The sequence below is a fragment of the Mesorhizobium sp. M0145 genome (assembly GCF_040322355.1).
Classification (GTDB): domain Bacteria; phylum Pseudomonadota; class Alphaproteobacteria; order Rhizobiales; family Rhizobiaceae; genus Mesorhizobium.
In genome coordinates, this window is the sequence record NZ_JAMYTK010000002.1 from 272259 (window position 1) to 291167 (window position 18909).

At 61.1% G+C, this 18909-nt stretch carries 19 protein-coding genes and 1 pseudogene; 5 read left to right on the forward strand and 15 right to left on the reverse strand.

Translation table 11 applies throughout. The features are described from left to right. The 8 genes from NKJ28_RS06285 to NKJ28_RS06320 all read right to left on the reverse strand — a co-directional run bounded on the left by NKJ28_RS06285 (position 1) and on the right by NKJ28_RS06320 (position 7499). Positions 1–402 carry a YciI family protein gene (locus NKJ28_RS06285; protein ID WP_352578795.1) on the reverse strand — a complete coding sequence of 134 codons (402 nt, stop codon included), beginning with the start codon at positions 400–402 and terminating at the stop codon, positions 1–3. 204 nt (positions 403–606) lie between these two features. Continuing rightward, entirely contained in the window at positions 607–1389 is a 783-nt protein-coding gene (locus NKJ28_RS06290) for an ABC transporter ATP-binding protein (RefSeq protein ID WP_352634583.1), read from the reverse strand. A gap of 10 nt (positions 1390–1399) precedes the next feature. After that, a complete protein-coding gene (locus NKJ28_RS06295; protein ID WP_352634742.1) occupies positions 1400–2197 on the reverse strand; it encodes an ABC transporter permease in 798 nt (265 codons plus the stop codon). A gap of 97 nt (positions 2198–2294) precedes the next feature. Continuing rightward, complete coding sequence (locus NKJ28_RS06300) at positions 2295–3296, reverse strand: ABC transporter substrate-binding protein (protein ID WP_502896457.1); 1002 nt, start codon at positions 3294–3296, stop codon at positions 2295–2297. A 225-nt stretch (positions 3297–3521) separates the two neighbouring features. After that, positions 3522–4253, reverse strand: coding sequence for a histidine utilization transcriptional repressor HutC (gene hutC / locus NKJ28_RS06305; protein WP_023676188.1), 732 nt, complete (start codon positions 4251–4253; stop codon positions 3522–3524). Between the two features lie 31 nt (positions 4254–4284). After that, the gene (locus tag NKJ28_RS06310) at positions 4285–5307 is read right to left on the reverse strand and encodes a zinc-dependent alcohol dehydrogenase (RefSeq protein WP_352634585.1); all 1023 of its coding nucleotides are present in this window, start codon (positions 5305–5307) and stop codon (positions 4285–4287) included. A 15-nt stretch (positions 5308–5322) separates the two neighbouring features. Beyond that, the gene (gene hisD / locus NKJ28_RS06315; protein WP_352569218.1) at positions 5323–6645 is read right to left on the reverse strand and encodes a histidinol dehydrogenase; all 1323 of its coding nucleotides are present in this window, start codon (positions 6643–6645) and stop codon (positions 5323–5325) included. An 80-nt stretch (positions 6646–6725) separates the two neighbouring features. After that, the gene (locus NKJ28_RS06320) at positions 6726–7499 is read right to left on the reverse strand and encodes an SDR family NAD(P)-dependent oxidoreductase (RefSeq protein ID WP_023676191.1); all 774 of its coding nucleotides are present in this window, start codon (positions 7497–7499) and stop codon (positions 6726–6728) included. A gap of 198 nt (positions 7500–7697) precedes the next feature. Here NKJ28_RS06320 and NKJ28_RS06325 point away from each other — a divergent pair, with 198 nt between their 5' ends. From NKJ28_RS06325 to NKJ28_RS06335, 3 genes are all read left to right on the forward strand, one after another. Further along, positions 7698–9764 carry a N,N-dimethylformamidase beta subunit family domain-containing protein gene (locus NKJ28_RS06325; protein WP_023676192.1) on the forward strand — a complete coding sequence of 689 codons (2067 nt, stop codon included), beginning with the start codon at positions 7698–7700 and terminating at the stop codon, positions 9762–9764. 315 nt (positions 9765–10079) lie between these two features. Beyond that, positions 10080–10715: a dihydrofolate reductase family protein gene (locus tag NKJ28_RS06330; protein WP_023676193.1), complete on the forward strand. Its 636-nt coding sequence runs from the start codon at positions 10080–10082 to the stop codon at positions 10713–10715. Positions 10716–10817: 102 nt separating this feature from the next. Then, positions 10818–11363: a dihydrofolate reductase family protein gene (locus NKJ28_RS06335; protein WP_352634588.1), complete on the forward strand. Its 546-nt coding sequence runs from the start codon at positions 10818–10820 to the stop codon at positions 11361–11363. A gap of 345 nt (positions 11364–11708) precedes the next feature. On the opposite strand, the gene NKJ28_RS06340 is transcribed toward NKJ28_RS06335, so the two are convergent. Beyond that, positions 11709–12365: a TetR/AcrR family transcriptional regulator gene (locus tag NKJ28_RS06340; protein WP_023676206.1), complete on the reverse strand. Its 657-nt coding sequence runs from the start codon at positions 12363–12365 to the stop codon at positions 11709–11711. Positions 12366–12452: 87 nt separating this feature from the next. On the opposite strand from NKJ28_RS06340, the gene NKJ28_RS06345 reads away from it, so the two are divergent. Together NKJ28_RS06345 and NKJ28_RS32980 are read left to right on the forward strand one after the other, a co-directional pair. After that, positions 12453–12818, forward strand: coding sequence for a VOC family protein (locus tag NKJ28_RS06345; protein ID WP_352569213.1), 366 nt, complete (start codon positions 12453–12455; stop codon positions 12816–12818). A gap of 14 nt (positions 12819–12832) precedes the next feature. After that, the gene (locus NKJ28_RS32980; protein ID WP_502894794.1) at positions 12833–13324 is read left to right on the forward strand and encodes a GFA family protein; all 492 of its coding nucleotides are present in this window, start codon (positions 12833–12835) and stop codon (positions 13322–13324) included. 178 nt (positions 13325–13502) lie between these two features. Here the strand turns inward: NKJ28_RS32980 and NKJ28_RS06350 are convergent, their stop codons facing one another. From NKJ28_RS06350 to NKJ28_RS06375, 6 genes and pseudogenes are all read right to left on the reverse strand, one after another. After that, positions 13503–14153, reverse strand: coding sequence for an SGNH/GDSL hydrolase family protein (locus tag NKJ28_RS06350; protein ID WP_352634590.1), 651 nt, complete (start codon positions 14151–14153; stop codon positions 13503–13505). Further along, on the reverse strand, positions 14081–15028 hold the full coding sequence (locus tag NKJ28_RS06355; protein WP_352569211.1) for a sigma-70 family RNA polymerase sigma factor: 948 nt from the start codon (positions 15026–15028) through the stop codon (positions 14081–14083). Before NKJ28_RS06355 ends, NKJ28_RS06350 begins: the two co-directional genes overlap by 73 nt. A 19-nt stretch (positions 15029–15047) precedes the next feature. Beyond that, positions 15048–15980: an alpha/beta hydrolase gene (locus tag NKJ28_RS06360; RefSeq protein WP_352569210.1), complete on the reverse strand. Its 933-nt coding sequence runs from the start codon at positions 15978–15980 to the stop codon at positions 15048–15050. A gap of 333 nt (positions 15981–16313) precedes the next feature. Beyond that, positions 16314–16481, reverse strand: a pseudogene (locus NKJ28_RS06365) (GMP synthase (glutamine-hydrolyzing)); the annotation flags it as partial. Positions 16482–16589: 108 nt separating this feature from the next. Next, complete coding sequence (locus NKJ28_RS06370; RefSeq protein WP_352634743.1) at positions 16590–17225, reverse strand: NAD(P)H-dependent oxidoreductase; 636 nt, start codon at positions 17223–17225, stop codon at positions 16590–16592. Positions 17226–17772: 547 nt separating this feature from the next. Continuing rightward, positions 17773–18669: a LysR family transcriptional regulator gene (locus tag NKJ28_RS06375; RefSeq protein WP_352569208.1), complete on the reverse strand. Its 897-nt coding sequence runs from the start codon at positions 18667–18669 to the stop codon at positions 17773–17775. Positions 18670–18909 lie beyond the last annotated feature (240 nt).

Genomic DNA, 18909 nt, shown 5'->3' on the forward strand with positions numbered 1-18909 from the left:
TCATGGATTTGCGTGACCTCCGGCGTCAGATTCCCATTGCCAATCAGCCATCTCGTACAGCGGCCGGATTTCAATCTCGCTCGGTCCCGGCATGGGATTGGGGCAGCGCTTCACCCAGGCGACCGCCTCGTCCATGTCCTTGACTTCCCAGAGCCAAAAACCGGCGACCAGTTCTCGGGTCTCGGCGAAAGGCCCGTCGATGACCGTCCGGCGGGGACCATCGAACGCAACGCGCTTGCCCTGCGAGGAGGGCTTGAGGCCATCGGCGTCGAGCAAGATGCCGGCATTGCGCAGCTCGTCGTTGAACCTGCCCATCGCCTCCATCGCCTCCTTCGCCTCGGGCGTGGGGACAAAGCCCTTTTCGCTGTCTTCGGTAGCCTTCACGAGCACCATCACACGCATCGTCTGTCTCCTTGTTGAGCCGGACTCACCGGCCGGCATCGAAACGACGAACGGAGTTTAGGAAATCGACATTGTCCTGCAAATTTTTTTCGAGGTTGAGGAGAAAGCCGCCGATCGCGGCTCCCCTGGTCAGGAATCGCGATGGCGCGATATCGAGATTGGGCGCAACGGTGGTCGCCGATTGTAAGTAATTGAGTGGCCCGCCTAAACCATTTCGGGACGTTTTGAAGCCTCGCGGATCGCCTTGTGTACGCTGCGCTGCAAATCCATGAAGGCCGGGGTTTCCATGACCTCTTCCCGGCGCGGGCGCTCGATGTCGACATTGAAGGTCTGCATGATGCGTCCCGGGCCGATCCCCATCACGACGATGCGGTCCGACAGGTAGACGGCTTCTTCCACATCATGGGTGACGAAGAGCACGGTGAGCCTGTGCTCCTCCCAGATCTGCGTCAGGAGTTCCTGCATCTGATGCCTGGTCAGGGCATCGAGCGCGCCAAAGGGCTCGTCCATCAGAAGCATTTTGGGTCGATAGGAAAGAGCACGCGCTATGGCCACCCGTTGCTTCATGCCGCCCGAAAGCTCAGACGGATAACGATTGGCGCTGTGCGGGAGCTTGACCAGATCGAGATGCTCGCGTGCTATCCTGCGGCAGGTCGCGCGATCATGACCCGCGGCCTTGAGGGCGAACTCGATATTCTGCTGCGCCGTCAGCCAGGGAAGCAGGGTGTAGGACTGGAAGACGACGCCGCGGTCGAGGCCCGGCTGCAGGATCGGCGCGCCATCGATGGCAATATCTCCCGCGTCGAAATCCTGCAGTCCGGCAACGATCGACAGCAGCGTGCTCTTGCCGCAACCCGACGTGCCCACCAGCGAGACGAACTCGTTGTCGGCAAGATCGAGGTTGATATCGCGCAGCACTTCCGTGCGCCGCGCGCCCGTGCCGAAGCTCTTGTGGAGACCCTCGATCCGCAGTTTGGGCAAACTCATCGGCCCGGCCTCATTGCACGTGGCCCTCCTGCCGGAACAGCACTTTTCCCAGTGCCTTCATGACCTGGTCGGTAATGAGGCCAAGCACGCCCAGCAGCAGGATGTAGCCGATGATGGTGTTTGTCTGGAAATAGCGTTGGGACACGGTGATGCGGTAGCCGAGGCCTGATGTCGCCGCGACAAGTTCCGCCAACACCAGCCAGGTCCATGCCCAGCCGAGACTGATGCGTAACGTATCCCAGATGCCTGGCAAGGCGCTGGGAACCACAATGCGCGTCAGGATCCTGCGATCCGGCAGGCCGAGTGTCCTGCCAAGGCCAATGAAATCAGCGGGAACCCGCTTCACATTGTCCATGATCATCAGCACCTGCTGAAAGAAGGTGCCGATGAAGATGATCAGGAACTTCTGGGCATCGCCGGTCCCCGACCACAGGATGGAGAGGGGCACGAAAGCGACCACCGGCATGTAGCGGATAAAATCCACAAGCGGCTCGATCGCCGCTTCCCAGGTCCTGAAGCTGCCGATCAGCACGCCAATCGGAATCGCCAATGCCGAGGCGATGAGGAAGCCAATGGAAATACGGTATATCGAGGCTCTGAGATCCAGCCACAGCGTGCCGTCACCCGAGAGCTTGCCGAGCTGGGTCACCACGCTCCCCGGCGAGGGCAGGAAAATCGGCTTTACCAGCCCCAGCCCCGTTGCCGCCCACCAGGCGAGACCGAGGCCGGCAAAAACCGCCACTGCTATCATCAGGAAGCGCGAGCGTGCGATGGGCGCGCTGATCCCGGAGGATCGGCGACGGCGCATCGGCTGTTTGATCACCGGCCCCGGCGCTGCGTGAGACGGGCTTGGCTTGGTCGCACGCTGCTCGGACATTTGCGTCACCACCGCGAGCCGGCCCTCGTCATTTCGCGGCCTTGACGAATGACGGGTCGATCATCTGCTCCGGCGTCACGTCCGCCTGAAGCAGCCCGGCGTTCTTGGCGGCTGCCTCGACATCGGCGAATGTCTTGGTGGAAAATTCGCCCGTCAGCGCATCCTTGTTTTCGGCGAGAGTATAGTAACGCACGCCATCAAAGGCGGTGTTGAGGTCTTCGACGCTCGAACCGACTGCCTTGGAGATGATCGCCCGGCCGTCGGGCGTGTCGGCATTATAAGCCTTCAGGGCCGCATCCCAGGTTTTGATCATGGCAAGCACCTGGCCGGGACGCGACTTGATCACCTCATCGCGCACCACGAACACGTCGCTGATCAGGCCGGGATCTTCGCCTGCGGTGAAGAGCAGCTTGACGTCCTTGTTCTGTGCCCTGGCCGCGGTGAGATAGGGCTCATAGGTCACCGCCACCGGGACCTGGCCGGCGATCAACGCACTGCCGGCATCCGCCGCCGGCATTGGAACCGGCTGGACATCGGCGATGGACATGCCATTCTTGGCGAGCGCGTATTTGAGCAGGATGTCGCTCGTCGTGCCTTCCTCAAAAGCGACCTGTTTGCCCTTGAGGTCGGCGACGGAGGCGATGTCCTTGCCGGCGATCATGGCGTCCGCCGTCATGCTGACGTCGAGCAGAAGCACGATCTTCACCGGCAGGCCGGCCGCTACCATGCCCATAGCCGTGTGGGTCGCGATGTTGGCGGCATCGAGCTGGCCGCTCGCCAGGGCGGCGTTGATGTCCTTGTCCTCGGCGAAGTTCACGATCTGTACGTCGGACAGCCCGTTTGCCTTGAACAGACCCTTGGCTTCGGCGACGTGCCACTGGCCGTAGCCAAGCCATGGCTCGATGCCGATCTTGAATGTTCCTGCCTCAGGCGTCGCCGGAATTGTCGTGTCGGCCGCGTAGACCGCCGGGGCAAACCCGACGGCAGCAGCCATAACGAGTGCCCGAAATTGTCCTGCTAGGTTACGCATCATCTTGTTCCCCTTGATGATCAGGCCGCTTTTTTGAACCAAACATCCGGCCTGGTGAGAATGCGGGCTTCTGCCCTTGCGGCACCGTGCCTCGGCATCTTAGCTGTTCGTTCAACGAAAGTGCGACGACACTTCAACGTCAGCAACAGCGGATGTCAAGGCTAAATACATACATGCATATACAAGTTAGCCCCCTCCTTCCGACTCTGATTCGCTTCACTGCGATCAGGTTTTTTTGGATGGAGAATATCGACTGCCAAGCGAGTAGCGGCTGCCAACGTAAGTCAGCTTGCTGATCGTGGCAACGACGGCGCCCGTCCATGTCCGGCGATGCAGAAACAGGCAGCAGCTGCCGACGTCGATGCCCAGATACCGCGCCGTCTCGGCATCGGCAGGGGTCGCCGAGATGATGTGCTCGACCTCCGTCACCGGGGTTTTCTGCATGAGATAGTCGTAGGTCGCTGTCCTGGAAAAATCCTGCTTGTCATAGTCGGGTATCAGGCCCGGGTTGACGAAGCGCTCTTCCAGTTGCACAGGCAGGTCGTTCTCGAAGTTGACGACGATGGAATGATAGACCGACACGCGCTTTGCAAACTCGAACGAAAGCGCGAGCTCCTTTGTCGGCATGATCTTTTCGAGGACGATAACCTCGGAGCGATGCCGGTTTCCCCGCGCGACAATTTCCGCCGCGATGTTGTTGATCTCGATCAGTGCGGATTGCGGTCGAGGTGGCGCGATGAATGTGCCGACGCCCTGGAGCCGGATCAGAAAACCCGCAGAGGTCAACTCCCGCAAGGCACGATGGACCGTCATCCGAGACACGCCGAGTGTCGCCACGAATTCATTTTCGGACGGCAGCTTGCGGTCCTTGCTCCATCGCCCCGTTCCGATGTTCGTCAGGATGTAGTCCTTGACCTTCTCGTAAAGAGGGCTGGCGGTGTCGGGCAAAGTTATCATTTCAAAAATCCTTTCCGGCAAGGTTCGGAAATCACACGCGCCCGGCACACCGCATCCGGATGATCGTTTTCAAGCCATCGCCCTGCCCCGCCAACAGCCGCTCATAGGCTGCGGGAACATCATCCAGACCAATCTCGCGGTCGATCAGTTCGACCATGGGCTCGGTCAATTCGCCGAGCATCCGGATGGCGTCGGGAAGCTCATCCGCAAAGGCGTGGCATCCCAGCAATGCTATTTCGCGTTCAACCAGGATGTTGGGATCGATATCGAGGCGGCCATGGAATATGCCGACCATCGCAACGGTGCCGCCGGCATCGAGAACGCCGAGCAACTGGCCGAGTGCTGCGACGCTGCCGGTTGCTTCGACGGCAGCGAGCAAGGGGGCATCCGCGGTGGCGGCGGCAATGGCGTCCCGGTTCAAATCGACGATGCTGGCGCCGGTCACACGCGCCACGCGGGCGCAGCGGCCAGGGTTGCGATCGGCGACGAGCACGGTATCTGCGAATGTCCGGGAAAGCAGCAGTGCGGCAAGCCCGCCGATAGTCCCGCAGCCGACGACAAGAACGGAGCCGGCCGTTTTCGGCAGACGCCGCACTGCGTGCAACGCTACAGCCAGCGGCTCGGCCATCGCCGCGACCCGTTCGTCAAGCGCGGCATCGACGACGTGCAGCAGGCGTGCGGGCAGGACCGCCTGTTCGGCAAATCCGCCGTCGCATATCTCGCCGACAAAGCCCAGCGACGTGCAAAGATGCCGCCTGCCTGCATGGCATTGCGCGCATTCTCCACACCAGAAACGGGAATCGGCGACCACGCGGTCGCCAACAGCGACGGTGTCCACGCCCTCGCCGATGGCGATCACCGTGCCTGTCAGCTCATGGCCAGCCGTCGAAGGCGATCGGCTTATCCATTGGCCCGTGCGGAAGTTGTGGAGATCGGAACCGCAAATGCCTGCGGCATCGACCCTCAGCTTCACCCAGCCCGGCTCGGGAGCGCCTGGCGCGGCGATATCCTCGACGCGCAAGTCGCCGGGTCCATGGAGTCGCGCCGCCCTCATCGTCATCGTTTCCGCTCAGCCGGCGAGATAGCGATCGCGGATCTCCGAAACCGCGTTCTCATGCGAGCTGAATCCTTCGTAGCGGGCGAGCCTGCGGGCATGCAGGGCGAGTTCCGGATAGGCCGCCGAGGTCACATAGCCGACCGACGATCTCTTGACGAAATCCGTCACGGAAAGCGGTCCAAAGGTTCGCGCCCACCGGCTGGTCGGCAGCACCGCATTGGGTCCCAGGACGAAGTTGGCGAGGGTCACCGGCGTATGCGGACCCATGAGGATCTCGGCAGCTTCCGTGATACGTCCGAGATGCGCAAATGGCTCCGTTGACAGAATCTCGAGGTGCTCCGGCGCATAGTCGTTGATGAAGCGGTAGCTGTCCTCCAGCGACTCGGTCAGCACGATGCCGCCGCGCTTCCCAGTCAGCACCGCGCGTGAGAACTCCACACGCTGTTCGCTCATCCGGGACCAGTGTTCCGGTATCGCAATCAACGCGGCTTCGGCGACCTTGCGGCTGTGCGTCACCAGGTAGGCCGAGGAATCCGGCCCGTGCTCGGCCTCGATCAACAGGTCAAGAGCAGCCAGGCCGCCGTCGACGCTGTGATCGGCAAAAATGATCGCTTCGGAAGGACCGGCGGGCAGACCTGTGTTGATGATCGGGGACAACACGCTCTTTGCCGCCACCACCCACGGGCTCCCCGGCCCGACGATCTTGACGGCAGGCTTCACGGTCTCGGTTCCATAGGCGACGGCGGCGACCGCATGGGCGCCGCCGCACTTGTACACGGTCTCCACGCCGGCGAGGCGGGCAGCAACCAGCGTCGCGGCGTCGACGGAACCATCCGAAGTCGCAGGCGTCACGATCGCGATCTGGGGAACCCCGGCAATCACCGCCGGAACCGAGGTCATCATCGTCACCGAGGGAAAGGCGCCTTTGCCGCGCGGAACATAAAGCGCAACGGAAGCAATCGGTGTGTATCGGTCGCCCGCATAGGCGCCCGGCCGAACTTCCTTGAGCCACATCGTTTCCGGGCGCTGCTCCTCGTGGAAATGCCTTATGTTCTCGATGCCGAACCGGATACTCTCCACGACATCCTTCTCGACCTTGTCGAATGCCGCGTCGAACTCCGCTTCCGAAACTTTCAGTCCACCGTCGGCAACATCGGCTTTGTCGAGTTCGCGTGCAAACCGGAGCAATGCCGCGTCACCTTCATCCTTGACGGCCTGGATGATTGGACGGACCTTTTCGATGAAGGAAGACAGATCTCCTTCGGCGCGTTTCAGTAAACTGGCCCGCTGATCGACACTGAGGGATGACAGGCGGTGGAAGCTGACGTCAGACATGGCGGCTCCTTTTCTTAGAACGCAATTACGATTAGCGCTTGTCGATCACTTCTGGGACACGTCTCCGGCCCCTGAAGCCTTCAAATCGATGCGAGAAAGCCTCCATCCACGGGAATGGACTGGCCGGTTATGTAGGCTGCCGCATCCGAAGCGAGGAACACCGCGATTCCGTGCAGGTCCGAGAGATCACCAAAACGGCGCTGCGGAATCTTGGCGAGCATCGATTGCTGCCATGCCTCGTTGCTGTAGAACACGTCTGTCATCGCTGTCCTGAAATAGCCAGGCGCAATGGCGTTGACCCGGATCCCGAGATCGGCCCACTCCGCTGCAAGCGCCCGCGTCATGCCGAGGAGGCCTGATTTCGACGAGCCGTACGGCACCGCCGTGGGAACCCCAACCTCGGAGGTCAGCGAGCAGAGATTGATAATGACGCCGGGCCGTCCGGCGTCTCTCATCTGCCGCGCGGCGGCTTGGGCGCAGAAGAAGGCGCCTTTGAGATTCGTATCGACAATCCTGTCCCACAAGACCTCGTCGACATCGAGTGAAGGCCGGACCTCTTCCGTACCTGCATTGTTGACGAGAATATCGAGACCTCCGAGCAGGCTGCCGGCCTCGGCTGTCGCCGCCAGGCAGCGGTCGACATCGGTGACGTCCAGGGCGATGGCGTGCGCGACCCCGCCGGCGGTGCGGATGGCGGCCATCGTCTTCTCGAGCGAGGCCACGCTGCGCGCCGTGACCGCGACGTCGGCGCCGGCCGCGCTGAGCGCCTCGGCGATGCTGCGCCCGATGCCACGGCTTGCGCCGGTTACAAGCGCCTTCCTGCCTGACAGATCGAAGAGAGATGCGTTGCGCATGTCATCCTCCTTGGTAATGTCGCGCTTGGACCGATCGCGTCGAGACTATCCGAATGCAGCTTATCTATACAAGCATGTACATCATGGCTGTAGTGCGCCATGCGGAACTTTGCTTGTCAGAGCGGCAGCGCATTGGCCGACATCGGACCGGACTACGCGGTTCGCCCCAGCCCATCTGGAGTTCATCGGGAGGGATAGATGAAGCGCGCAGTAGACCACGACGCGATGAGCGTGGTTGGCTATACCACCCCCTGGAGTGCCAAAGCAGGCCAGCGGATCAAGCTCAGCCTGTCATGCGATCGGCCGATAAAGGCCACACGAATTTGCCGGCTCGACAAGCCGGCTCCGGAATTTCTCGCCTGGCCCATCGAAACGGTAGGTGAAGCACGGCGTCGGCATTTCGACCAAGGGTCGTTCCTGTTCGTGCGAGCCGGCGAACTGGCCAAAGTACAAGCCGTCCACGGCATACGTTTTGAGCTGTTCCTCACGCGCAACGAAGGTGCGCGCACGATCCTGGAGGCAGGCGCCCTCGGGCTGCGCCTCCGCGACGGCGCATTTGTCGTGGAAATCGGCGGCGAAACCCTTGTCGAGAAGAAGGCGCCAACTGGTGTGTGGCTCACTGTCGAGTTGGACCTGCGGCAGGAGCAGTTGCGCCTGCGCATCAAATCCCATGACCGTCTCGCGCCTTACGAACTCCACGAAGGTTTTGCCAGCCCTGAGCGGACCCTCCAGGCGCACGACATCCATTTCGGCGCAAGTGCCACCAACCACGAACCTACCCTCAACGCGAAATTTGCTGCGATCCGGCTCGACACCCCACAGGGGACCATTGCCTGGGATTTCCCGACGCTGTTACCAACGCAGCCGATCCTGTCGTCGGGCGGAGCAGATCCGTTGCTCCTCGACGTGATCAATCAGCCAGCCTTCTGCGTGACTTCGGCACGCTGGGACGGATCGAGCTTCGAGCCTCGCTTGGTGCCGTCGCACTACGACGCTATCCATTGCCACGACGACGACATCGGCCCGCTTGGGTGGCCGGTCTCGCACCGCGCGACGATCCCCGAAAACGCACACCCAGGCGTCTACGCGTTCCAGGTCGAATGGGAGGGTGGCTACGAACGCGTGGTGTTCTTCGTCACCTCTTCACAGGTTTCGTCGCCGCTGTTGTATCTCGTGCCGACGGCCACCTATCTCGCTTATGCGGACGAATATCTCCCGGATCATCTTTATGAATGGAAAGGCGACGACCGGGGACATCGCTTCGCGATCTCCAACAATCTGAAATCCCTTTACGACTACCATTCCGACCTTAGCGGTGTTTCCATCTGCTCCTACAAAAAGCCGAAAGTGACGCTCAGGGACGATTACGATTATCCGCTCTGCGGCTGCCCACACAATTTGCCGGTCGATCTGCACTTCCTCCGATTCTGCCACGACAATGGAATCGTGTTTGACGTCATGACCGATCACGATTTGCACGAATGCGGCATAGACGGTTTGCGTCGACATCAAGCCGTCGTCACCGGCAGTCATCCCGAATATATGTCGATCGAGATGGAGCAGGCGCTGCGGCAGTTTGTGGCCGAAGGCGGCAGCATCGCCTATCTCGGCGGAAACGGCTTTGCTGCCACTGTGGCTTTCAAGGACGATCTGATGGAGTTGCGGCGCTCGCCGCTGGAGGCCGGCCGAACCTGGGACGGCCCGGTCGCCGAACAGGCGCTGTCGATCACCAACGAACCAGGCGGCTATCTCCGTTGCCGCGGCCGAGGCGAATTCACGCTGATCGGTGGCGCGATCTCACTGATGGGTTTCGATGGCGCACGCCCCTTCACGCGCACTGAGGAAAGCCATGAAGCAGGATGCGCATGGCTGTTCGAAGGCGTTGAAAATGCGACCTTCGGCACCGACGGCATCGTGCTGGGCGGTGCCGCGGGCTACGAAGTGGATGCGACGGATCCAGCCCTCGGCACTTCCGCTGACACCGTCGTGATCGCGCGGGCGACGGGATTTCCCGACAGCTTCTTCCAGGATCCGACGCGCTGGTATGAGGGCGGGGATAGGCAACGCATCGCCCGCCGCTGCGCCGAAATGACCCTGCGAAAGCTCGCAGCAGGCGGCTTGATCTTTTCCGCAAGCTCGGTTGCCTGGTGCGGCGCGCTGCCAGCCGCAGGCGCCATGAACGATGTCGGCAGGATCACGCTCAATCTGCTTACCCGCCTCGGTGCCACGAAAGGAGAACCCGGCCGAGAAAAATGGATAAGCTGATTGGCGCCGTTACGGAAAGACCCGTATCCGGTTTTGGGAATCAAATCAGTCGGCGTGCACCGGCTTCGTCTCACATGTCTCTCGCCACCTGGCGGACGGCAGTTGCCTCAGCCGCAACCTTCAGGTGCGCTGCTTTGACAAACGGCGCTGAACCAGAATTTGGCGCGGCATCAACGACACCCTCGCCGACCAGGCAAGGAAGCTAGGTATCCCTTCTTCGGCGGCGCGCAAGCGTTGTCGGACTATCCCGCAACGAATTGTCGGAACTGACCGATCTGGCCCGTCCTTGGGTCTCACCAGCGCAAGGAAGAAGCGATGAGAGACCTGATCTTGAAGATGTCCATATCGATCGACGGCTTCGTGAGTGACCTGGATGGCCGAAACACATGGATGTTCGGCGCCGATCAAGAGGCGAAGGCCTGGGGCGTAGAGTTCATATGGAACTCGAGCCTGCACATCATGGGCAGCCGCAGCTTCCGTGACATGGCCGCCTGGTGGCCGATCTCCTGCGACCAGTTCGCGGCGCCGATGAACCAGATCCCCAAGGCCGTCTTCTCACGACGGGGACCGGAGATCCTGAGGGAGGTGAGCAAGTCGGCGGCGCTCGATGAGGCTCGCGCCGTCAACGCGGGAACCGGACAGCCGGCGAAGTTGCAGCCCGGTGGTGAAAGTTGGGCGGAGGCCTATGTGGCGAGCGGTGACTTGGCGGAGGAAGTCGCGAAGTTGAAAGCCCAAGAGGGCAAGCCGATCATCGCCCACGGCGGAGTGAGCTTCGCCCGCAGTCTCGTCGCCCAAGGACTGGTCGACCAGCTCGCCCTGACGGTGGCCCCCGTGGCGCTGGGCAAAGGCCTGCCGCTGTTCTCCGAACTGGTCGCGCCGATGTCTCTCAAGCTGGTGAGCTCGAAAGCCTTCCCGGGGGGCGCGGTGGCGCAGATTTACCGGCCAACGTGAACACGTCAGAGAATGTGTGCAACCAACGAACCGACGAAGTGAGGGCGAGGTATAAATGAATGCGATCCCTTCGGATCGTCGTCGATCGATAGGAGCCTGTGCATGGCGAAGCTTGTATTCGGAATGATGCAGTCGCTCGACGGCTATGTCGCTGGCGCCGAGGGCGGGCCCGGGCTGCCGATGCCCGGAGAGGCGCTCCATCGCCACTTCAACGCCCATGTGCGCGGGATCGCCGGCAGCCTCTACGGCCGGCGCATGTACGAGGTAATGCGCTATTGGGACGAGGATCAGTCGGGACAGGACCAGGTCGGGCGCGACTTTGCGGCGGCCTGGCGGGCGCAGCCGAAATGGGTCGTCTCTCGCACCCTGAAGTCGGTCGGGCCGAACGCCACGCTGGTGGACGACGATCTCAAAGGGTTCGTTAGGGCGCTTAAAGCCGAACACGAGGGCGAGATCGAAGTCGCCGGACCGGAGCTTGCGGGTAGTCTGACCGAGCTTGGCCTTATCGATGAGTACCGGCTCTACTTCCGTCCCATCGTGCTTGGTCGCGGCAAGCCATTCTTCGCCGGCCCGCGGCCGCCGCTGCGTCTCGTGGCCAGCGACCGGGTTGGCGAGGACGCCATCAGGTTGACGTACGTTCCCGCCTGATCACAACCCACCCGACACCCTAACGTCCGTCGGACCGAATTTGAGCTCATTCCCACTCGATCGTTTTGAGCCATGGTAACGCGTTGACGCGGCAGCACAAACTTTTCTGCACGCCCTAAAGAACCGACTCTGCGATCCGTCAGAAATCTGCGCTCTTGATTTCAAAAGGGAATTTCGGCGATTCGGGATCGGCTCGGTTTCGGCGACTATCGACAACAATCGGTCGATTTTCGACAGCCGCGCCGCAACAAGCCGCGACCCACTGGGGACCAAAAAAGGACCGTCAAACACGGCCGAACGGTCCGCACGGTAGCGCCCGGCATTCGCTCGTCGCCGTGGCGTGCCTCACTTGCCGTATGACGCAAGGAACACCCGTACGCCGGCCGCGGCGTGCCGTCGAAGCTTCGCCGGTTTCGGAATCGACTCGTCACCCAACAGCATGGCCCTGTTCAATGGCTCGCCCATAATCAACCAATTGAACTGGGAAGCGGCGACGGCCGGATCATCGATCGCAAGCAGGCCGCGATCAGCCAAGCGCTCGAACAACACTGCCATCGCCGCAATTGCGCGCCCGGGTCCGCCATCGAAGAGCGCCTTTGCCAGTTCTGGGAAGCGGCCGACCTCGCCGATCACCAGACGGCGCAGCTGCATGACGCGCGGCGTGAGTACAGTGGTAAGCTGTCGGTACGCATAGCGCTGAAGATAATCGGCAATATCTTCGCCCTCGGCGAGTTCGGGCATTTTACTGTGGACCCTATCGCTGGCTCGATTGGTCACGCTGCTCACGATCTCCACGAACAGCATCTCCTTGTTCGGAAAATTCTTGTAGACGGTCTGTTTCGACACCGCCGCAAGCGCCGCGATCTCGTCCATATTGGTGGCCAGATAGCCCTTTTGCAGAAACACTTCTGTCGCCGCCTCGAGGATGGCCCGCCGCTTTTTCGCCGACCGGCCGTGCGGTTCGAGTTCTTCTGAAACACCTGCTGAACGCGTCGTGGTCATGCTCCTGGCGTGTCCGCTGCCGATTGACTCATGGTACTGGACCGTCTAGTTTGATTTGGACCGAGATGCAATGGGGAGAGATCGACAATGCACATCCAGTTCGCGGAGCTTCCGGTGTTCGACCAGGAACGCGCCAAGGCGTTCTGCATCGATCACCTGAACTGCCGCGTCGTCGCCGATCAGCCAATGGGCAATGATGGGTGGCGATGGATCGAACTCGGATTTCCAGGTGCCGAAACCACCCTCCACTTCCTAAGGCGCAAGGACGAAACACCATCTGAGGGGCCCGTCCTCGTGCTGGTTGACAACGAAATCGAAGTCACCGTTCAGAGACTCAAATCGCGAGGCGCCGAGATCATAGCAGAACCGCGCCCCGCGCCATGGCAACCGGGGCGCACGATCGCGGAATTTCGGGACAGCGAGGGCAATCGCATGATGATCACCAGCAGATGACGCACTCACCTATCATGACCGCAACTTGCTCTTGCGGTGGCGTCGAACTCAAAGCCTTTGGCAGGCCGATCGTGAGCAGTGCCTGCTACTGCGACGACTGCCGGAAGGGAGCTGATCAGATCGAAGCTTTGCCAGGTGCTGGCGCCATACGCGATCCCGATGGCGGCACCGCATACATCCTCTATCGAAAGGACCGCATCGAGTGCTCCAAGGGGGCCGAATTGCTGAGGGGTTACAAGCTTAAGGAAACTTCAGCCACGAATAGGGTCATCGCCATGTGCTGCAATTCAGCGATGTTAATGAACTTCGATAGAGGTCCGCATTGGGTCTCGGCATACAGAGCGCGGTTTCACGGAGAACTCCCGCCACTGCAGCTGCGGATTTGCACTAAGTTCAAGTCGGACAGCGATGTCATTCCTGACGACGTGCCGAGCCACCGGGGTTATCCTCTAGGGTTCGTCGTTAAACTTTTGGCATCGCGCGTGGCGATGTTGCTAGGTCGATAAACCGGCCGCCAGCCTGCGCGATAAGACATTCAGATAGGTGCGCAAATCGGATACAGCCTTGCCGCTCAGGGTTCAGGCCTGAACGAATTTCTGTAGGCGATCCGCCACGATCAGCCCTGCCCGGCTGTTCAAGTGCACGCCGTCGGTGTGAAATAGCCAGCCATTTACGCGGGCGACATCATCCGGACGCTGCCGCAGCACCAGTACGCGAAAAGCATCGCGATAGAATGGAAGAAAGTTGAACGCCGTGTAGGCCCGGCCAGGGCGAGGCGCGAACCGCCTCGGTGAGCGCCTCATGGAGCGGGACATAGCCGCAGCGTTCCTCGTGCGCGATGGCCGCCACGATCGCAGAATATTCCTTGATCCGCCGGTTGAACTCGCTCTGGAACGGGTCGTCCGAATCCGGCGCTTCTCCTATCGGAGGGAGCGAGCAAAGGCCGATGTCCGCCGCCGTCTCGCGCTTCAGCCTGCGTGCTATCTCGGCCAGATTCTCGTGGAACCAATCGGGCGAAGGCGTGCGGGGCAGACGCTTCCAAAACGTAAAGAACCGCCGCACTTTGCGTGACACGAGCGTGAGAACATCATTCCCGCCGACCCAGACGATGACCTTGTCGGGACGACAGGCGAGCACATCCGGCAACCGCTGCAGCGCGTTGTAGGCCAAGTCGCCGCCGACGCCAAAATTCCGGAACTCAAATTGCCCGTTGCCCGGCCGCCGGCGGAGCTCCGCCAGGCCAGAAGTGAGAAATCGTCGCCTTATGCTCTTCCCAAAACGGCTGGCCCAGTCATGAGTTTCAGGTCGGATTCCGCGGCGTTTTCCAACATCCATGGGCAGGCATAATAATCTTCGATGCGATCGATGACGCGACCGGCGACATGGACACGAACCGGCCACGCGACCTGCCACCGGTCGCCTCGCTGGAAGAGCACGATCAGGACAGGCTGTCCGTCGATCGCCCCCAACTCCATGGTCCACGTCTCCGGGTTTCGCTCGTATTCGACGAAATAGGGAGAACTTCTGAGCAGGCCGTCGAAGCAGTCGGCGACCCGCAACCGAGCATCGGCGCTGGTGAGGCTCCGCACGCCATCCCAGTCATGGCGGTTGAAGAGGTCAACATAGCGCTGCAAGAGCCGCGCGGTGTCGGGATCAAGCGGACGGTTCGGTTCACCGGCAGGTTCAGGGGGCAAGTCGGCGAGCTTCGCCCGTCCGCGGGAGAGCGCGGATTTGACGCCCCCAACCGTCGAGTCCACGAGTTCTGCGGTCTCTTCCAGCGAATAGTCGAACACGTCCTTCAGGAGGATGCAGGCGCGCTCCTTGGGCGGCAAGCGGCCAACCAGCCGTTCGATGGCGCGGCGTGCATCGGTCGCTGCCGGCTCTGCAGAGACAACGCCGACGTCGTCCGAATAGGCGTGCTCCGCGCGCTCGCGCACATCGCGTCGCCTCAGAAAGTCGATGCAGCGATTGTGAGCGATGCGAAACAGCCAGGGCTTCAGCCGGCGGGCATCGTCGAGGGTCTCAATCTTCGTGTAGGCCTCGAACAGCGTCTCCTGCACGAGATCCTCACCGTCGAGGCGTGAGCCCGTCATGCGGGCGCAGTAGCGATGCAGTTGGGCGCGGACGCCTGACACCGTCTCGAGGAAGGCGCGATATCGCGCATCGAACAGGCCGGTCGGTCGCTCGGGCATGTCCTTCAGCTGCCACATCTTGGTTTCAATTTGCCAGTCATGCGACCTCCTGACCTTCAGCGCGTATTGCCGCGGTTGCGGCCAGACCAAGCTTGGGGCGAACCCATTGTGCCAACCGCGCGATCGCGTCGTCGGCTTCGGGAGCGCGGCCGGCCATCATCTGGAACGAGTGCAGCATCCCCGGAAATACGTCTAAGCGCACCTCGACGCCGGCGGCCTTTGCACGCTCGGCGAGCGCTCGGCTGTCGTCGAGCAGGGTTTCCTCTTCGCCCGCCTGCAAATAGATCGGCGGCAGGCCCTTGAGATCGGCAAAGATCGGGCTGGCCAAGGGATGTCGGATATCGACCTCACCGAGGACTTGCGACGCGAGCATGTCCACGCTGGCCTTCTGGAAGAAGGCGTCCTTCTCACGGTTCGCTTCGTAGGAGAGTCCGCTCGCGGACATATCATGCCAGCCGGAGATACTGAGGATCGCCGCCGGCAGCGGACGTCCGGCGTCGCGGCGCTTAATCGAGGCCGCGAGGATCAGGCCCGCGCCAGCGGAATCGCCTGCAGCTATGGTGTGCTTCGGCGCGACACCCTGCTCGAGCAGCCATTCGAACGCGGTCAGGGTCTGCTCGATCTGGCGCGGAAACTTGCTCTGGAAAACGTAGTCGTACGTAGCGAGCAGAGCGTAACAGCCGATCGCCTTAGCAAGGTGTCCGACCATCTTGCGATGGGTCCAGATCGATCCGCCAACATAACCACCGCCGTGCGCGTAGAGCATGACCCGATCCTTGGCCGCCAGTTTTGGCTGAACCCACAGCGCGGTCGTGTCGCCGAGGGTCGTCTCGACGTAATCGACGCCGCCCGGTTCTGCCGTCAAAACGGACCACTCGGATGCTTCCTGTGGCGATTCTCGACCGCTGCGAAAAGCCTCCGCGAGCGTTTCGTAGTGTATCTTGTTCGCTAGGCTCTGCTTGCTGTTCATTTGTCACGCTCCAATTCGTCCAGGAGGGCGATGTCAAGGATGACCGTGCCCATGAACAGCTAAGACGGATGAACCCAGCGAAAGGATACGTGGCCGGCAGATGCAACGCCTCGCCGGTGGCAGTTGCCGCGGACCCCGGTTGTCAAACCCAGCAAGGCTAGGCTGCTCCACCCTTCTCTGTGGGACGTTCGTTCCAGACATTCGCCGATCGGCCGGATGCTTCGTCTATGCCGTCGCCGGGTGGCCGGGGGCTGGGACTATTGACTATTATCGCCGAGCCAACATCGCCTTAAACATGCTGCTCTATCCTCTTCTACTCCGCAGTACTCCTCGTCACTCCCACTCGATTGTGCCTGGCGGTTTGCTCGTCACGTCATAGACGACGCGGTTGATGCCGCGCACCTCGTTGATGATGCCGGTGGCGGCGGCGCCCAGGAATGCCAGGTCGTGACGGTAGATATCCGCGGTGCTGCCATCTACCGATGGTGACGCTTTCGGCGCGTATGCGCGTACATACCGATAAGGGCAGCGGTCACGAGCCGCGCTGTCCCCACGGGCATTGCTCTACCTGCGCCCTTCAAAGAAAAGGAGCATTGTGACGGGGCTTAGCTATAGATGCTGTAGCATTGATCTAATGCGATTTATCGCAGCATCGACACCTTGCCTAGGCAGACTTTCAACCTTGTAAAATGAAAGGAACGTAAGCGAGGCTTGAGGAGCACAGGTATTCAGAATAGCTGTCTTGAGAACACGCCGCACTGGCCGCCTGAGGATCAGCCAATCGACCCACCAAGGTGAGCCCAAAGTGGTTATTGCAACCACCTTCCTTAACTGGCGAAGTCGCGGTTGTATGGCACCAAGATCGGCTGCGTGATCGTATGCAATACCAGGCACCCATACCCTGTCGAACCAGCCCTTCAATATAGCTGGAGGTCCGAACCACCACGTGGGAAAAATCAAGACGATAGTCTCGGCCCAGAGAAGATCCTCAATCTCTTTAGCTACCTCTGTAGTCTCGAATCCGGAATAGTAGCTCGCGCGCTCCGCCGGTGTAAGAGCCGGGAAGAAGCCAGATCGATACAGATCAACATGTCGGCACTGGTGCTTCGCATCCATCAGGGTGTCGATAGCTGCGTTCGAAAGCGTTTGGCAAAGGCTTGGATTGAGTGGATGAGCCGTGACAATCAAACATCGCATACCAATATTTTGAATCCTCCCCAATTTGGTTGCGCTGCGCGTCATCATTCGTGCGGCGCGGTGCTCGGGCAAAGCTTCTCATACCAATCATGGATTTCGAAATAGCTGTACGCGCCACAGTCTTCAAAGAGCAATTGTTTTTCAACGCCGAGAATGGCCCTTCTCGTCGCCTTCAGAGACTAGAGGCCACTACGCCTACATCTGCCGGAGTATTATCGCTTCCGCCACTCTGCTCTCGGCTGCTCGCTAAGACTCCCCCTCATTCCCACTCAATGGTTCATAGGTATGGTAACTCGCTGATTTCGCATCGCAAATCCTTTGCGCACGACGAAGAACCCTCTTGCGATCCGTCAGAAATTTGCGCTCTTGAATTCAAACACCAATTTCGACGGTCCACGTTTTGCTCGGTTTCGGCGACTATCAGTATCAATAGGTCGATTTCTTTCTGACGGCCGCCGACCGAGCCGTAACGGCAGTTCCCAAAAAAGACCGTCACGAGGCGGTCTACGACCAGAGTCCGTCGCGAGATTACATCGGGCTGCGTCGTTGATACAGCGGTACGCTCGAGACAGCGCCATCGGTGACCTGCCAGGCGTCAGTCGCGCGATATGGACAGCCCCGCGAGAAGCGGCGCGTACGCGGCGAGCCTGTGGGATACGAACTCCGTGAAGAGCCGCACGCGCTTCGTCTTGCGTGTCTCCCCCTGTGTGAGAAGCCAGAGCGTTCCGTACATGTGCAGCTCGGTGCCCGGCACCCTCACCAGTAGGGGGTCGGCATCGCCGACGAAGCAGGGCAGTGTCGTGATCCCGAGCCCTTGCCGTACAGCAACGATCTGCGCCTCGGCGTCCGTGGTCCTGAAGGGAACCCCCGTGGTGCGAACCTCACCCTCGCTGGCCCATTCCGGAATTCCATGAATGCTTATGACGATCCACCGGATGGGATCAGGCGCGCCCGCACGCCACGCGGCTAGTCGATCACAGGACATATAGACGCCGCCGAACACCTCCGGTCCCTTCAGGCCATGAAGATTGAGCGGCAGGGTTTTGCGGTCGTAGACGACGCGGATCGCGACGTCGGCCTCTCGGTTGGTCAGATTTGCCAGCTCGCCGGACGACAAGATTTCCATCTCGATGTCCGGATGCAGACGCGCGAAATCGGCGAAGTCCGGCATGAGCAGGTGTGTCGCGAGGGGCGGTGCCAGCGTCACCCGCAGAAGCCCGCGCACGCTCTGGTCGCGCCCGAAGACGCGCGTCTCCAGCAGGTGCGACGACACTTCCATCTGGTCCGCGAACTCGAGGACCTCCTCGCCCGCAGCCGTCAGGCGGTAGCCCGAAGGCAGCTTTTCGAACATCTGCACCCCGAGGCGTTCCTCGAGCTGGGCGACGCGTCGCAGCACGGTCGAGTGGTTCACACCGAGGCGCTCGGCGGCGGCCCGCACCGAGCCTCCGCGCGCGACGGAAAGAAAGTAGCGAACGTCATCCCAGTCGATCATGGTGCAATCCGGCACCGCGCGGTGCGCCTTCCAAGGCCCGTATCTAACACATCGAACAGCAGTACGGGCGGTCATCATAGCCTATGTCGACGAGTGCGGCTCAATTCCGAACGGCGGACGCCGATCGTCGCGGCTGGCGTCAGGCGTCCAGCCGGATCGATTTCGCACCACCGATGTGCGCGCTTCCGCACTCAACAACTGACGCCGGCGGACCCATTTCGAGGCTCTCGGGGGCAGATG

Excerpts from the sequence above, each read along its gene's own strand:
- NKJ28_RS06285 (WP_352578795.1), bottom strand. The coding sequence starts at position 402 with ATGCGTGTGATGGTGCTCGTGAAGGCTACCGAAGACAGCGAAAAGGGC.
- NKJ28_RS06290 (WP_352634583.1), bottom strand. The coding sequence starts at position 1,389 with ATGAGTTTGCCCAAACTGCGGATCGAGGGTCTCCACAAGAGCTTCGGC.
- NKJ28_RS06295 (WP_352634742.1), bottom strand. The coding sequence starts at position 2,197 with ATGCGCCGTCGCCGATCCTCCGGGATCAGCGCGCCCATCGCACGCTCG.
- NKJ28_RS06300 (WP_502896457.1), bottom strand. The coding sequence starts at position 3,296 with ATGCGTAACCTAGCAGGACAATTTCGGGCACTCGTTATGGCTGCTGCC.
- hutC (WP_023676188.1), bottom strand. The coding sequence starts at position 4,253 with ATGATAACTTTGCCCGACACCGCCAGCCCTCTTTACGAGAAGGTCAAG.
- NKJ28_RS06310 (WP_352634585.1), bottom strand. The coding sequence starts at position 5,307 with ATGAGGGCGGCGCGACTCCATGGACCCGGCGACTTGCGCGTCGAGGAT.
- hisD (WP_352569218.1), bottom strand. The coding sequence starts at position 6,645 with ATGTCTGACGTCAGCTTCCACCGCCTGTCATCCCTCAGTGTCGATCAG.
- NKJ28_RS06320 (WP_023676191.1), bottom strand. The coding sequence starts at position 7,499 with ATGCGCAACGCATCTCTCTTCGATCTGTCAGGCAGGAAGGCGCTTGTA.
- NKJ28_RS06325 (WP_023676192.1), top strand. The coding sequence starts at position 7,698 with ATGAAGCGCGCAGTAGACCACGACGCGATGAGCGTGGTTGGCTATACC.
- NKJ28_RS06330 (WP_023676193.1), top strand. The coding sequence starts at position 10,080 with ATGAGAGACCTGATCTTGAAGATGTCCATATCGATCGACGGCTTCGTG.
- NKJ28_RS06335 (WP_352634588.1), top strand. The coding sequence starts at position 10,818 with ATGGCGAAGCTTGTATTCGGAATGATGCAGTCGCTCGACGGCTATGTC.
- NKJ28_RS06340 (WP_023676206.1), bottom strand. The coding sequence starts at position 12,365 with ATGACCACGACGCGTTCAGCAGGTGTTTCAGAAGAACTCGAACCGCAC.
- NKJ28_RS06345 (WP_352569213.1), top strand. The coding sequence starts at position 12,453 with ATGCACATCCAGTTCGCGGAGCTTCCGGTGTTCGACCAGGAACGCGCC.
- NKJ28_RS32980 (WP_502894794.1), top strand. The coding sequence starts at position 12,833 with ATGACCGCAACTTGCTCTTGCGGTGGCGTCGAACTCAAAGCCTTTGGC.
- NKJ28_RS06350 (WP_352634590.1), bottom strand. The coding sequence starts at position 14,153 with ATGGATGTTGGAAAACGCCGCGGAATCCGACCTGAAACTCATGACTGG.
- NKJ28_RS06355 (WP_352569211.1), bottom strand. The coding sequence starts at position 15,028 with ATGTGGCAGCTGAAGGACATGCCCGAGCGACCGACCGGCCTGTTCGAT.
- NKJ28_RS06360 (WP_352569210.1), bottom strand. The coding sequence starts at position 15,980 with ATGAACAGCAAGCAGAGCCTAGCGAACAAGATACACTACGAAACGCTC.
- NKJ28_RS06370 (WP_352634743.1), bottom strand. The coding sequence starts at position 17,225 with ATGATGACGCGCAGCGCAACCAAATTGGGGAGGATTCAAAATATTGGT.
- NKJ28_RS06375 (WP_352569208.1), bottom strand. The coding sequence starts at position 18,669 with ATGATCGACTGGGATGACGTTCGCTACTTTCTTTCCGTCGCGCGCGGA.